Source organism: Nocardioides sp. IC4_145 (assembly GCF_011250565.1).
In the GTDB taxonomy this organism is placed as follows: Bacteria; Actinomycetota; Actinomycetes; order Propionibacteriales; family Nocardioidaceae; genus Nocardioides.
Window position 1 is genome coordinate 1 of the sequence record NZ_JAANMS010000026.1, and the last position, 12,750, is coordinate 12,750.

Below are 12,750 nucleotides of genomic sequence, written 5' to 3' on the forward strand. Positions count from 1 at the left end.
CACCCCGACCCTCCCGCCGGTGCTGGCCGCCGCCCAGCACCGGCGGGAGGGTCGGGGTGTCGGTGGGGACGGCCTGGCCACCCCCGGGGCCGGCCTTGCCCTGGCCGCCGCGGTCCTTGCCCTGGCCCCGGCCGGAGTCGCCCCGGCGGTCCTCGGACGCGGCCTGGGTGCTGGCCGGGGTGGTGAGCGCGCCGACGAGCCCGCCGAGGACGTCCTCGACGGCCTTGACCGCGAACGGCGGGATGATCGAGATGCCCTCGCCGCCGCAGACGGTGCACAACGCGGCCGCCTCGGCGTCGATCCGGGTCAGCAGCTGGGCGGCCTGGATCAGCGCCGCGCGTGCGCCCTCGGGCAGCACGCTCTCGAGGCCGGCGAGCGCGTCCATGCTCGAGCCGGTGAAGTCGCGCAGCTCCGCGATCGCGGCGGCGTGACCGTTCTCCTCGTAGTCGCTGATGAGGAGCTCGGACGCCGCGCCGGCCTGCTCGCTGAACTCCGCGAGCGTGCCGGCGATCGTCTCGGCGGTGGCGGCGTCGCGCGCGGCCTCGGACTGGCTGAGCTCCTCGACCTCCGCCAGGCGACCCTGCGCGTTGGCCAGCAGGTTCGAGCCCTTCTGGTTGTCGCTGACGCTGAAGCCGGTCTGGGCGTTCTCGATCGCGCGCTTGAGCGGGTACAGCGTGTCGCCCGGCAGGGCGGTCTGGGCCGCGACCGCCATCGACGTGGTGGCACCGACGATCGCGAAGCCGCCGACCGCGGCGGCGATCCGCCGGTCCCGCGTCGTACGCCGCGGCGCCAGCGTCAGGCGGCGCTCGGTGTCGTCGCCGGCCTCGTCGCGGGTGCCGGCCGCGGACGGGACCAGCGCGGTGGCGGCCTCGGCCATCAGCCGCTCCCGCAGGTCGGCGACGAACGCCGGGCGCGCCTCCACGGGCGCGGCGGAGCGCAGCGTGCCCACGAGCTCCGCGAGCTCGACGGTCCGCGTGTCGTGCAGCTCGCGGGTCGAGGTGCCCTCGACGAGGGCGTTGAACTCCTCGGCACGTCGGCGCGCCGTGAACACGGGGCTCATCGGATCAGTCCTGTCGTCTCGGTCGTGCCCGCGCGACCCTGCGCGGACACCCGGCTCAACGACGGGTCGACGAGCGAGGTTACGCGGCTCGTGAGGCGGCGAGCGTCACGGCGTGCACGCGTGCGGAGGGGGGCACCGGTGTCAGCCACGGAGTCCCTCCGGCATCAGCTTGGCGAGGTTGCGGACGCCGCGCAGCTGGAGCTGCTTGACGGCGCCGTCGCTGCGGCCCAGCACCGCGGCCGTCTCGGCGATGCTCATCCCCTGCAGGAAGCGCATGACCAGGCAGTCGCGCTGCTCGTCGGGCAGCTCGGTGAGGGCCTGGAGCAGGATCTCGTTGGTCAGGCTCGCCAGCACCGCGGCCTCGGGGCCCTCGGTGGCGTCGTCGTGCTGACCCATGTCCTCGGTGGTCATCTCGAGGCGGGTGCGGCCGGCCTTGAAGTGGTCGGTGGCGAGGTTGCGGGCGATGGTCATCAGCCAGGCGCCGAAGTCCTTGCCCTGCCAGCGGAAGTTCTGCATCGACCGCAGCGCGCGGAAGAACGTCTCGGAGGTGAGGTCCTCGGCCAGCGGCGCGGAGCGGGTCCGGTAGAAGAGGAAGCGGTAGACCGAGCCCTGGTAGTGGTCGTAGAGCAGCCCGAACGCCTCGGCGTCGCCGCCGCGCGCCAGCTCGACCAGGGCGATCAGCCGGGTGCGGTCGGCCTCGGACTCCTCCGAGGAGGTGGCCAGCGCGCCGTCGCCGTACGCCGGACCGCCGGGCCCGGGGCCGGGTGCGGCGCTGTCGTCGGCCATGGCCTCGGTGCGCAGCGCCTCGGTGAGCAGCAGCTGGGGGCCGCCGCCGGCGACCTGCAGGGCCGTGCCGCCGAGCAGGAGGCGCGCGACGTCGCGGCGGAGGGCCTCGAGCCCGCGCGCGACACCAGCACCGTCCGACGGCATGACGACAACCCCTCCCGGCCCACGGCTCCTCCCGAGCCGCCTCGATGGTAGGCCCGGTCGCGGCCCCGTGGGAACGAAACCGTCCAGAAGAGGTCCAGACCGGACTTCTACTTCTCAGCGGCGGCGGGCGCGGAGCGCCACCCCGGCGGCGACGGTGCCGGTCGCCGCGCCGGTCACCGCGCCCAGGAGGAGGCCGGCTCGGGCGGCCTTGCGGCCGGTGCGGTAGTCGCGGGTGCGCCAGCCCTGCTGCCGCGCGTGGGCCCGCAGCCGCGCGTCGGGGTTGATCGCGCAGGGGTCGCCGACGAGCTCGAGCATCGGCAGGTCGTTGTAGGAGTCGGAGTACGCCGAGCAGCGGGTGAGGTCGAGCCCCTCGCGGGCGGCGAGGGCCTTGACCGCCTCGGCCTTGGCCGGTCCGTGCAGCATGTCGCCGACCAGGCGGCCGGTGTAGACGCCGTCGACGTGCTCGGCCACGGTGCCCATCGCGCCGGTGAGCCCGAGCCGGCGGGCGATGATCGAGGCGATCTCGATCGGGGCCGCGGTGACCAGCCAGACCCGCTGGCCCTCGTCGAGGTGGAGCTGAGCCAGCGCGCGGGTGCCCGGCCAGATCCGGTGCGCCATCGCCTCCTCGAAGATCTCCTCGCCGAGCTCCTGCAGCTCCGCGACGGTGTGCCCGGCGATGAAGCTGAGGGCGGAGTTGCGCGCGTCGGCGACGTGGTCGGGGTCCTCGACGCCGACGACGCGGAAGTAGGCCTGCTTCCAGGCCGCCCCGAGGATCTCGCGGCTGGTGAAGAACTTGCGCCGGTGGAGGCCGCGCGCGAGGTGGAAGATGCTCGCGCCCTGCATGACGGTGTTGTCGACGTCGAAGAACGCCGCGGCGGTGGCGTCGGCGGGCTGGTGCAGGGCCCGCTCGACCTCGGCGGCCGAGGCGGCGGCCTCGCCGGCGAGCGCGGACCGCTGGCGCAGGTCGAGCGGGGTGCGGGGGCGCTCCGGCGGGCTCACGCCGGCCAGCGTAGACCCGCGGACGGGGCCCGGTTGTGGAAGTATCCGGCCATGCCCGCCGCGTCCGACCTGGCCGACCTCGTCGCCGTCGCGGCGACGGAGAACCCCGGCAAGCTCGCGGTCGTCGAGGCCGGTGGTCGCAGCGCGACGTGGGCGGAGCTCGACGACGAGGTGGGCCGGGTCGCCACCGGTCTCGGGGCGGCCGGGATCGTCGCCGGCAACCGGGTGCTGCTCGTCGTCGGCAACCGGCTGGAGTTCGTGACGACGTACCTCGCGGTGCTGCGCGCGCAGGCGGTCGCCGTGCCGCTCAACCCCTCCTCGACGCCCGCGGAGCTGGCCCGCGTGCTGGCCGACTGCGGTGCGCGGATGGTGGTGGCCGACCCCGACACGGTGGGTGCGGTCCGGGCGGCCGTCGCCGACGCGGTGGCCGCGGGGACCGCGGCGACGAACGTCCGCGTCGTGGTCGTCGGCGGCGCGCCCCAGCCGGGGGAGCGGTCCTACGACGACCTGCGCGCCGACCGGGCGCGGCCGGTGCCACCGCTGCAGGACCCCGACAAGCTCGCCGTCCTCCTCTACACCAGCGGCACCTCCGGCCTGCCGCGCGCCGCGATGCTCACGCACCGGGCGCTGCTCGCCAACATCGACCAGGTCGCCTCGGTCGAGCCCCCGATGATCCACGGCGACGACGTCGTGCTCGGCGTGCTCCCGCTGTTCCACGTCTACGGGCTCAACGCGGTGCTCGGCGCCGTGCTGCGCCACCGCGCCAAGCTGGTGCTCGTCGAGCGGTTCGACCCCGAGGGGACCCTCGACCTGGTCGAGGACGAGGCATGCAGCGTGGTCCCGGTCGCCCCGCCGGTCTTCGCCCACTGGCGCGGGGTCGACGGGCTCGCCGAGCGGCTGGGTCCGGTGCGGCTGGTGCTCTCGGGCTCCGCGCCGCTCGCCCCCGAGCTGGTCGAGGAGTTCACCGGGCTGACCGGGGTGCCGGTCCACCAGGGCTACGGGCTGACCGAGGCCGCGCCGGTGGTCACCAGCACGCTGTGCTCGACCGGGGTGGGCTCGACCGGGGTGGGCTCGACCGGCACCGCCGCCCGCGGCTCCGTCGGCGCTCCGCTGCCCGGCATCGACGTGCGGCTGGTCGACGCGACCGGGCGCGTGCTCGCGCCGGGGGGCGACCCCGGTGAGATCCAGGTCCGGGGCGCGAACCTGTTCAGCGGCTACTGGCCCGACGGCGCCGACGGCCCCGACGCCGACGGCTGGTGGAGCACCGGCGACGTCGGCATCCTCGACGACGCCGGGGACCTCACGCTCGTCGACCGGGTCAAGGAGCTGGTCATCGTCTCCGGGTTCAACGTGTTCCCCGTCGAGGTGGAGGACGTGCTCAAGGGCGCCGCGGGGGTGCTCGAGGCCGCGGTCATCGGCGTTCCCGACGAGGTCACCGGCGAGGCGGTCGTCGCGTACGTCGTCGCGGAGCCGGGCGCGGACGCCGCGGCGGTCGAGACGGCCGTGGTCGAGTGCTGCGAGACCCGCCTGGCGGCGTACAAGCGTCCGGCGCGGGTCGAGGTCGTCACCGAGCTGCCGCTCACCGTCACCGGCAAGGTCCAGAAGGGCCGGCTGCGCCAGCTCGAGCGGCGCCGGGCGCTGGACCTGCTCGAGTGAGGCCGGCGCGATGAGGCTGTGGCGACGAGCGGGGGCGGACGGACCGCGGGTCACGCTCTACGGCAAGCCCGGCTGCCACCTGTGCGACGACGCCCGGACGGTGGTCGAGCGGGTCTGCGCCGACCTCGGCGTCGACTGGGTCGAGCAGTCGATCCTCGACGACCCGGCGCTGCGGGAGCGGTACGCCGAGGAGATCCCGGTGGTGCTCGTCGACGGGCGGCAGCACACCTTCTGGCGGGTCGACGAGGCGCGGCTGCGGGCCGCTCTCGGCGCTTCCTGAGGAGGGCCTGAGAAGGCGCGCACCCCGCCGCGTGTTGGGCTTCTCACATGTGCTAGGCCGCGGGCCGGAACGGGCGCTGTCCGTTTTGTTCTCCCGTTCACAAACTCCTACAGTGGCAGGGCCGCTGAGCGAATCCGGGCCCGGCACGGCCCCCGCTGCGGCATGGCTGGGAAGAGCTGCACGTGACCGCACGGACTTCGACCGAGAGTGCTCGGGACATCCCCGAGGCCACGGTCGCGCGACTCCCCGTCTACCTCCGGGCGTTGACGACGCTCTCCGAGGCCGGGACGGGCACCTGCTCGAGCGAGGCGCTCGCGGCGGCGGCCGGCGTCAACAGCGCCAAGCTCCGCAAGGACCTCTCCTACCTGGGCTCCTACGGCACGCGCGGTGTCGGGTACGACGTCGACTACCTGCGCTACCAGATCGCGCGCGAGATCGGCGTGACCCAGGACTGGCCGGTCGTCATCGTCGGCATCGGCAACCTGGGCCACGCGCTCGCCAACTACTCCGGCTTCCGCAGCCGCGGCTTCCGCACGGTCGCGCTGCTCGACGCCGACCCCGCCCGCCACGGCGAGATGGTGGCGGGGATCGAGGTGCAGCCCTTCGACGACCTCGAGTCGATCGTCGCCGAGCACGGCGTCGCGATCGGCGTCATCGCCACGCCGGCGGTCGCCGCACAGGCGGTCGCCGACCGGATGGTGGCGTGCGGCATCACCAGCATCCTGAACTTCGCGGCCGGCGTCCTCTCGGTGCCGGCCGGGGTCGACGTGCGCAAGGTCGACCTCTCCGTCGAGCTGCAGGTCCTCGCCTACCACGAGCAGCGCAAGGCCCAGGGGGAGCTCGCATGAGCGTCTTGGTCGTCGGCATCTCGCACAACACCGCGCCGGTCGCGCTGCTCGAACGGCTCGCCATGACGCGCGACGAGGTGCCCAAGCTCGTCCACGACGCCTCGACCTGCGCGCACGTCAACGAGGCCACGGTGATCGCCACCTGCAACCGGCTCGAGCTGTACGCCGACGTCGACCGCTTCCACGGCTCGGTCGAGGAGCTCTCGACCCTGCTGGTCGACCGCGCGGGCGAGACGACCGGCGCGATGCTCCCGCACCTTTACGTGCACTACGACGACGGCGCCGTCTCCCACCTCTTCCAGGTGGCGGCCGGGCTGGACTCGATGGCCGTCGGCGAGGGCCAGATCCTCGGCCAGACCCGCGAGGCGCTGCGGATGGGCCAGGAGCTCGGCACGGTCGGCCCCGCCCTCAACGTGCTCTTCCAGCAGGCGCTCCGCGTCGGCAAGCGCTCGCGCGCCGAGACCGGCATCGACCGGGCGGCCCCGTCACTGGTGACCGCCGCGCTCGAGCGGGTCGGCGGCGACCCGACCGCGCCGGACGACGAGCTCGACCCGACCGCCGACCTGCGCAGCTCGGTCGGCGGCAAGCGGGTCGTGGTCGTCGGTGCCGGTGCGATGGCCGGCCTGGCCACCGCGACCGTGGCCCGCCTGGGCGCCGAGGACATCGTGGTCGTCAACCGCTCCGCCGAGCGCGCTCAACGGCTGGCCGGCGAGCACGGCGCGCGACCGGCGCTGCTGGCCGACCTGGAGGCCGAGCTCGCCCACGCCGACCTGGTGGTCACCTGCGCCGGCGCGACCGGCGTCCTCGTGACCGCCGACATGGTGGCCTCGCGGCCGGTGCAGAAGCCGATCTCCTTCGTCGACCTGGCGCTGCCCCACGACGTCGACCCCGCCGTCGCCGACCTGCCGGGCGTCACGCTCGTCGACCTCGCCTCCCTGGCCGAGGCGCTGCACGCCTCCGAGGCCGGCCGCGAGGTGCTCGAGGTCCGCCGGATCGTCACCGAGGAGGTCGGCGCGTTCCTCGCCGCCCGCCGCAGCGCCAGCGTCACCCCCACGGTGGTCGCGCTGCGCTCGATGGCGACCTCCGTGGTCGACGCCGAGATGACCCGCCTCGACCACCGGCTGCCCGACCTCGACCCCGCCGTCCGCACCGAGGTGCTCCACGCGGTGCGGCGGGTCGCGGACAAGCTGCTCCACGAGCCGACCGTGCGGGTCAAGGAGCTCGCGAACGAGACCGGCGCGGTGTCGTACGCCGCCGCCCTCGCCGAGCTCTTCGCCCTCGACCCCGAGGCGGTCACCGCCGTCACCCGGCCGGAGGGACTGTCATGAGCGCCGGGTCGTCCCGCCCCATCCGCGTCGGCACCCGCGCCTCGCTGCTAGCGACCACGCAGAGCGGCCACGTCGCCGACATGATCCGCGAGCGCCTCGGCCGTGAGGTCGAGCTGGTCGAGGTCCGCACCGACGGCGACCGCACCCAGGCCTCGGGCATCCCGCTGGCGGAGTACGGCGGGGTCGGCGTCTTCGTCGCCGCGCTGCGCGACGCGCTGGTCGCCGGCGAGGTGGACGTCGCGGTGCACTCGCTCAAGGACATCCCGACCTACCCCGCGCCCGGCATCACGCTGGCCGCCGTGCCGGTCCGCGAGGACCCCCGCGACGTCGTCGTCGCCCGCGACGGGCTGACCCTCGGGGAGCTGCCGGTCGGCTCGCGCGTCGGCACCGGCTCGCCGCGCCGCGTCGCCCAGCTGGCCGCGCTCGGTCTCGGTTTGGACCTGGTGGGGGTGCGTGGCAACGTCGACACCCGCATCGCCAAGGTCCGGTCGGGGGAGTACGACGCCGTCATCCTCGCCCGGGCGGGCCTGGCCCGGATCGGACGGCTCGAGGAGGCGACCGAGGTGCTCGACCCGCTCCAGGTGCTGCCCGCTCCCGGGCAGGGCGCCCTCGCTGTCGAGTGCCGCAGCGACGACCCGTTGCTGGCCGGGCTCGGCGTGCTCGAGGACCCCGCCACCCGTGCGGCCGTCGACGCCGAGCGGGCCGTGCTCGCCACCCTCGAGGGCGGCTGCACCGCCCCCATCGGCGCGCTCGCCGAGGTCGTCGAGGGCGAGGACGGCGAAGAGCTGTGGGTGAGGGCCGTGGCGCTCTCCCCCGACGGGGCGCTGTCGGTGCGGATGTCCGTCTCCGGCACCCCCGCCGACGCGGTCGGCGTCGGCACCCGGCTGGGCGGCGAGATGCTCGCCGACGGCGCCGGGGACCTCGACCAGGACACGCAGGACCAGCAGGACCAGCCACACTTCGAGCCAGAACAGGTGCGCAACGCATGACGACCCGAGGCAAGACCACCACCGCCACCACCACGCCCGGCTGGGTGTCGTTCGTCGGGAGCGGGCCCGGTGACCCGGACCTGCTGACCGTCCGCGCCGCGGAGCTGCTCCGCACGGCCGACGTCGTCGTCACCGAGGCGCCCGAGCACGTCACGCTCGTCCGCACCGTGCTGGGCCTGGCCGAGCCGGTCGAGGGCGAGGAGCCGGTCGGCCCCGAGGTCGTCGACGGCGGCTTCGGCGAGGACGGCCAGCCGCTGACCCACGCCGCTCGCGCGAAGGTCGTCGTCAAGCAGGCCAAGCGCGGCCTGCGCGTCGTGCGCCTGATGACCGGCGACCCGTTCCTCTACGCCTCCGGGCCCGAGGAGGCGCAGGCCTGCGCCAAGGCGTGCATCGGCTTCGAGATCGTCCCGGGCGTCTCCTCGGTCAGCGCGGTCCCGGCGTACGCCGGCATCCCGCTGACCACCAAGGACCACCGCGAGGTCGCCGTCGTCACCTGTGGGGAAAAGGTCGACTGGTCGCAGTACGCCGACGACCGCACGCTCGTGCTGCTCTCCGCCGTCGGCCAGATCGGCGAGATCTCCAAGGCGCTCGTCGCCGCCGGCCGCAGCCCGCAGACGCCGGTCGCGATGACCCGTGTCGGCACCACCACCGGTCAGTCGACGGTCTGCTCGACGCTCGCCGACATCGCCGCCGACGCCCGCGCCGCCCGGATGGCCCCGCCGGCGATCATCGTCGTCGGCGAGGTCGTCGACCTGCGCGAGACGCTGTCGTGGTTCGAGACCAAGCCGCTCTTCGGCTGGCGCGTGCTCGTGCCGCGCACCAAGGACCAGGCCGGCGTGCTGTCGGCCCGGGCCCGCGGCTACGGCGCGGTGCCCGAGGAGGTGCCGACGATCTCGGTCGAGCCGCCGCGCAACCCGCTGCAGATGGACAAGGCCGTCCGCGGCCTCGTCGAGGGCCGGTACGAGTGGATCGCCTTCACCTCGGTCAACGCGGTCAAGGCGGTGCGCGAGAAGTTCGAGGAGTACGGCCTCGACGCCCGCGCCTTCTCCGGCCTGAAGATCGCCGCGGTCGGCGACAAGACCGCCCAGGCCATCGCTGCCTGGGGCCTGCGCGCCGACCTGGTGCCGACCGGTGAGCAGTCCGCCGCCGGCCTGCTCGAGGTGTGGCCGGAGTACGACGAGGTGCTCGACCCGATCAACCGGGTCTTCCTGCCCCGCGCCGACATCGCCACGGAGAACCTCGTCGCCGGCCTGATCGACCTCGGCTGGGAGTGCGACGACGTCACGGCGTACCGCACCGTCCGCGCCACCCCGCCGCCGGCGCCGGTGCGCGACGCGATCAAGACCGGCAAGTTCGACGCGGTCGTCTTCACCTCCTCCTCGACCGTGCGCAACCTCGTCGGCATCGCCGGCAAGCCGCACCCCTCGACGGTCATCGCGGTCATCGGTCCGCAGACCGCCAAGACCGCGGAGGAGCACGGCCTGCGGGTCGACGTGATGGCGCCCAAGCCGGACGTCGAGGTGCTCGTCGACGCGCTCGCCGACTTCGGCGCGTCCCGCCGCGCGGCGATGCTCGAGGCCGGCCAGCCGGTCACCCGGCCGTCCGAGCGCAAGCCCTCCGCACGGCGTACCAAGGCCTCCTCGCGGTGACCGAGGCGGCGGCCGAGGGCCTGGCCAGGGGTCTGCGTCCCGTCGTCCGCCCGCGGCGCCTGCGCACCACGCCGGCGCTGCGGCGGATGGTCGCGGAGACCTCGCTCGAGGCGCGGCAGCTCGTGCTGCCGCTCTTCGTGCGCGAGGGGATCGACGCCCCCGTGCCGATCTCCTCGATGCCCGGCGTCGTGCAGCACTCCCGCTCCTCGCTGCTGGGCGCGGTCGCCGAGGCGGCCGAGCTAGGTCTCGGCGGCGTCATGCTCTTCGGCATCCCGGAGGCCAAGGACGCCACCGGCTCCGGCGCGGTCGACCCCGCCGGCGTGCTGAACCTCGCGATCACCGACGTGGTCGCCGAGGTCGGCGACGCGCTCACGGTGATGAGCGACCTGTGCCTCGACGAGTTCACCGACCACGGGCACTGCGGCCTGCTCACCCCCGACGGGCGCGTCGACAACGACCGGACGCTCGAGCGGTACGCCGAGATGGCGCTCGCGCAGGCCGACGCCGGCGTCGACATGGTCGGGCCCAGCGGGATGATGGACGGCCAGGTCGCCGTCGTCCGCGCCGCCCTCGACGCCGCCGAGCACACCGACGTCTCGGTGCTGGCCTACTCCGCGAAGTACGCCTCCGCCTTCTTCGGCCCGTTCCGCGAGGCCGTCGACTCCTCGCTCGTCGGGGACCGCCGCACCTACCAGCAGGACCCGGCCAACGCCGTCGAGGGCGTCCGCGAGGCGCTGCTCGACGTCGAGCAGGGCGCCGACCTGGTCATGGTGAAGCCCGCCCTGGCGTACCTCGACGTCCTCCGCCGCGTCCGCGACGCCGTCGACGTCCCCGTGGCCGCCTACAACGTCTCCGGCGAGTACGCCATGCTCGAGGCCGCCGCCGCCCAGGGGTGGATCGACCGCGAGCCGGCCATCCTCGAGTCGCTGATGTCGATCCGCCGCGCCGGCGCCGACGTCGTCCTCACCTACTGGGCCGCCGAGGCCGCCCGGCTCCTCCGCGCCTGACCCTCGCCTCCGCTCGTCCGGAGGCAGGTGAGCCAAGAGCTGGTGACCGGGGTCGTGTGTCTGGCGACGCGCGACGGCACGTTCTCGAGCACACGACCGCCGCGGTGAGACAGACACTTCCGCGCAGCTGCGCGGTGTCAGCGCCTGGCCGGGTCCGCGGGCGGGCCTCTCGGAGCAATCTGGACGATCGTCGGCGCCCCAGGCCGGAGCACGCTCGGGTGGGGGAAGGCCCGCGGCTGGCGGGCTGGTCCTGGACGGCTACGGTGCGGACGTGAGCAGCGCGGGACCGGACATGCGACCGCTCGGCGGCCTGGCGCTCGGCCTGGCGCTGCTGGCCGTCGCGTTGTCGTGGACGTACTTCTTCAGCCTGTACGCCTACATCGCCGCGGCCGTCGCGCTGCCGCTCGGGCTGGTCGCGCGAGGTGTCGAGCGCTCCCGCACCCTGGGTGCAGCCGCGGTCGTGCTGGCTGTCGTCGCCGTCGTGGTGGCCACGGCGGCGTTGTACGTCTTCGGCTGACCTGTCGGCCCGGGGGGACAGGACGAGGGCCCCACCCGGCGTACGGATGGGGCCCCCGAGATCGGGACGGCGTGGGGCTACGGGTTCGTGTAGCCCTTGACGCACTGGTCGAAGGGGTCGTCCTTCTTGAAGATGTTGTCGATGTAGCCGTCGAGCGTGCACTGGACCACGGCCTGGGCGAAGCTCAGGATGCCGTCGACCGGGTCGATGCCGGTGGAGGGCAGCGCCGGGAGCGACGGGGTCGGGAGGCCGGGGATGCCGAGGCCGCCCTTCGGGCCGTCGTTCTTGCCGTCGTCCCCGCTGCCGCCGTCGTCGCCACCGGTGGCCGGGCCTTGGGTCGGCTGCGGTGCGGTGGTGGGCTGCGGGGCGGTGGTCGGCCCGTCCTGCGGCGCGATGACCGTCTGGCCGCCGCCGTCGGAGCGCGGACCCTCGCCGGGGCCCGGGCCGACGTCGACCGGCGTGGGGGAGGGGGCGATGACGCCGGCCGCCACGGTGCCGTTCGGGATCGACATGAAGTCGCCCTCGAGGTAGGCGTCCATGATGCCGAGCACGAGCGAGACGTAGCTGTTGGAGTGGTTGTAGCGGTAGACCGCGGCGCGCTGGCCGCTGGTGGTGGACAGGTCGTCGCTGCCGGAGCAGAGGTAGACCGCACTGGCCAGCGCCGCGTCGTCGATGTCCTGCGGGTTGCGCTGCGAGTCGCCGTCGGCGTCGACGCCGACGACCGACCAGGTCGAGGGGATGAACTGCATCGGGCCGACCGCGCGGTCCCACACGGGGTCGTTGTCGAACTGCCCGGCGTCGGTGTCGCGGATGGCCTGGGTGTTGTTCTTGCCGTTCAGCGCGATGCCGTAGATGCCGGGACGGGCCACGCCCTCGTCGTCGAGGGAGTTCCCGCCGTAGCGACCGTGGTCGGACTCGACGCGGCCGATCGCCGCGACCAGCTGCCAGGTGAGGTTGCAGCTCTTGTCGGCGGAGTTGATGACCGTCTCGGCCCGCTGGTACGCCGCGAGGGCGGCGGACGGGATCGCGTTGGTCGACGCGGTGCGGACCACCTCGGTGGTGTCGCCCTCGACGCCGGGCGCGACCGAGCCGGTCGACCCGGACGAGACGCTCGCCGGCGCCTGGATGGCCTCGGTCGGCACCGAGGTGCCGTCCGGCAGCGACTCGGCCACCGGGGTCTCCGCGGACACCGTGACGGGGGCTCCCACGCCCGCCAGGCTCGCGGTCCACGCGGTCGAGAGGACAGCAAGGGGCACGAGTGCCGTCGCTCGCTGCCAGCGACCGAAACGCTTGACGGACATGGGTTCACTCCCGGTAGTAGCCGACCCGACCGCGCTCCCTCGACGGCCGGGTGTGACGTCCACAACGAAGCGTGTCACAACGGAGTTACGGATGTGTCCGCTTCGTGGGACGTCGGACCGCCTCCCACGCGGCCCGGACGGCAGGTTGCCCAACACGGCGTCGCGTGAAACCGGTCACCCGCGCCG

At 74.3% G+C, this 12,750-nt stretch carries 12 protein-coding genes; 8 read left to right on the plus strand and 4 right to left on the minus strand.

Translation table 11 applies throughout. The annotated features are described in order from the left end of the window. From G6553_RS12025 to G6553_RS12035, 3 genes are all read right to left on the minus strand, one after another. A partial coding sequence (locus G6553_RS12025) for a DUF5667 domain-containing protein (RefSeq protein ID WP_242680359.1) occupies window positions 1–1,060 on the minus strand: 1,060 nt, incomplete at its 3' end. A 141-nt stretch (window positions 1,061–1,201) separates the two neighbouring features. Next, window positions 1,202–1,990, minus strand: coding sequence for a sigma-70 family RNA polymerase sigma factor (locus tag G6553_RS12030; protein WP_166192915.1), 789 nt, complete (start codon window positions 1,988–1,990; stop codon window positions 1,202–1,204). Between the two features lie 114 nt (window positions 1,991–2,104). Next, window positions 2,105–2,989: an HAD-IB family hydrolase gene (locus G6553_RS12035; RefSeq protein WP_347565677.1), complete on the minus strand. Its 885-nt coding sequence runs from the start codon at window positions 2,987–2,989 to the stop codon at window positions 2,105–2,107. A 51-nt stretch (window positions 2,990–3,040) separates the two neighbouring features. Here G6553_RS12035 and G6553_RS12040 point away from each other — a divergent pair, with 51 nt between their 5' ends. From G6553_RS12040 to G6553_RS12075, 8 genes are all read left to right on the plus strand, one after another. Beyond that, complete coding sequence (locus G6553_RS12040; RefSeq protein ID WP_166192918.1) at window positions 3,041–4,645, plus strand: AMP-binding protein; 1,605 nt, start codon at window positions 3,041–3,043, stop codon at window positions 4,643–4,645. A gap of 10 nt (window positions 4,646–4,655) precedes the next feature. Next, window positions 4,656–4,925, plus strand: coding sequence for a glutaredoxin family protein (locus tag G6553_RS12045; RefSeq protein ID WP_166192921.1), 270 nt, complete (start codon window positions 4,656–4,658; stop codon window positions 4,923–4,925). A gap of 182 nt (window positions 4,926–5,107) precedes the next feature. Further along, complete coding sequence (locus G6553_RS12050) at window positions 5,108–5,773, plus strand: redox-sensing transcriptional repressor Rex (protein WP_347565678.1); 666 nt, start codon at window positions 5,108–5,110, stop codon at window positions 5,771–5,773. Continuing rightward, the gene (locus tag G6553_RS12055; protein WP_166192924.1) at window positions 5,770–7,101 is read left to right on the plus strand and encodes a glutamyl-tRNA reductase; all 1,332 of its coding nucleotides are present in this window, start codon (window positions 5,770–5,772) and stop codon (window positions 7,099–7,101) included. The genes G6553_RS12050 and G6553_RS12055 overlap by 4 nt, the downstream gene beginning before the upstream one ends. After that, window positions 7,098–8,090, plus strand: a complete 993-nt coding sequence (gene hemC / locus G6553_RS12060) for a hydroxymethylbilane synthase (protein ID WP_166192927.1) — start codon at window positions 7,098–7,100, stop codon at window positions 8,088–8,090. The genes G6553_RS12055 and hemC overlap by 4 nt, the downstream gene beginning before the upstream one ends. After that, window positions 8,087–9,739: a uroporphyrinogen-III synthase gene (locus G6553_RS12065; protein WP_166192930.1), complete on the plus strand. Its 1,653-nt coding sequence runs from the start codon at window positions 8,087–8,089 to the stop codon at window positions 9,737–9,739. The genes hemC and G6553_RS12065 overlap by 4 nt, the downstream gene beginning before the upstream one ends. Further along, window positions 9,736–10,746 carry a porphobilinogen synthase gene (hemB, locus tag G6553_RS12070; RefSeq protein ID WP_347565679.1) on the plus strand — a complete coding sequence of 337 codons (1,011 nt, stop codon included), beginning with the start codon at window positions 9,736–9,738 and terminating at the stop codon, window positions 10,744–10,746. Before G6553_RS12065 ends, hemB begins: the two co-directional genes overlap by 4 nt. A gap of 271 nt (window positions 10,747–11,017) precedes the next feature. Then, window positions 11,018–11,263, plus strand: a complete 246-nt coding sequence (locus tag G6553_RS12075) for a hypothetical protein (protein ID WP_166192933.1) — start codon at window positions 11,018–11,020, stop codon at window positions 11,261–11,263. A 77-nt stretch (window positions 11,264–11,340) separates the two neighbouring features. Here G6553_RS12075 and G6553_RS12080 read toward each other — a convergent pair whose 3' ends face one another. Continuing rightward, window positions 11,341–12,471: a lytic murein transglycosylase gene (locus tag G6553_RS12080; RefSeq protein ID WP_347565680.1), complete on the minus strand. Its 1,131-nt coding sequence runs from the start codon at window positions 12,469–12,471 to the stop codon at window positions 11,341–11,343. Window positions 12,472–12,750: the final 279 nt, after the last annotated feature.